The organism is Dyella sp. SYSU CM1112 (genome assembly GCF_058216415.1).
In genome coordinates this window covers 1-281 of sequence record NZ_JBZEGI010000121.1, presented here as the reverse complement: position 1 = coordinate 281, position 281 = coordinate 1, and the positions used below count along the sequence as shown (strand labels likewise).

1 pseudogene is annotated in these 281 nt (G+C 55.5%); it reads left to right on the top strand.

Going from position 1 to position 281, the window contains the following annotated elements:
- Positions 1-67 precede the first annotated feature (67 nt).
- Positions 68-281 (top strand): annotated as a pseudogene (locus tag AC4HNJ_RS21885) (hypothetical protein); the annotation flags it as partial.

Below are 281 nucleotides of genomic sequence, written 5' to 3'. Positions count from 1 at the left end.
GCGTCAGGGTGGGGCGAGGCGTTATCGCTGTGTCTGATGCGCAACGGCTCAATTTCAGGAGGTCGTCGTGAAAATTAAATCAGTTAATTTCTGCGCGGTAGCCGCATTGTTGGTGGCTGTCGCTGCTCTTTCAGGCTGCCAAACGCAACCGGTTTACCAGGGCCAGACGACTTACAGCTACCGCGGCTGCCAGAGTTTTGGCGTAGTGCAGCAGGTCCAGCAGATCTATATCCAGCAACAGGGCACCAATAACAGCGGTATCGGCACGTTGATTGGTGCGG